This is a genomic window from Achromobacter sp. GbtcB20 (genome assembly GCF_019091095.1).
Taxonomy (GTDB): domain Bacteria; phylum Pseudomonadota; class Gammaproteobacteria; order Burkholderiales; family Burkholderiaceae_B; genus Achromobacter; species Achromobacter mucicolens.
This window is the reverse complement of the sequence record NZ_JAGXJZ010000188.1, coordinates 1-553: the sequence shown is the minus strand read 5'-3', so window position 1 is coordinate 553 and position 553 is coordinate 1. Positions and strand designations below refer to the sequence as shown.

Genomic DNA, 553 nt, shown 5'->3' with positions numbered 1-553 from the left:
GTCGACCAGCACCGCCGCCATCAGCACCGGCCTGCGCCCGATGCGGTCGGCCAGGCGCCCGAAGCCGAAGGCGCCGAGCAGCATGCCGACGAAGAACACGGTGCCGGTCTCGAGCGCCTGCGGCATCGCGATGCCGAAGGTCTTCGCGATCGAGGGCGCGGTGAAGCCGATCGACAATACCTGCATGGCGTCGGCCATCCAGACCAGGCCGAAGATCACGAACAGGCGGTACTGGAATTTGCCGACGCCGGCTGTCTGGATCCCCTGCTCCACGGTCATGCGCGCTGTCGGCATCTGTTTCCCTTCAACTTTGCTGTGCTTGCGATCAGGCAATTTTAACGTTTTCTCATCGGCATTGCGGCGTCCACCGCTCGCGCCGAGTGTGAAAGACATCGGCGGCGCTGACCGTGCAATGGACGACATAGCGGCGAAAATCAGGCGCGCTTCGGCATCGCGGCTTCGGCGAGCTCTTGACGGAGTCGATTACGGATGTAATCATCGAATTCGCTTACAACTGTAAATGATTCTCCCATGTCTTCCGAAACCAACATCA

The 553-nt window shown here is 60.8% G+C and carries 1 pseudogene; it reads right to left on the bottom strand.

Going from position 1 to position 553, the window contains the following annotated elements:
* Positions 1–294: pseudogene (locus KVT32_RS28490) on the bottom strand (MFS transporter); the annotation flags it as partial.
* Positions 295–553: the final 259 nt, after the last annotated feature.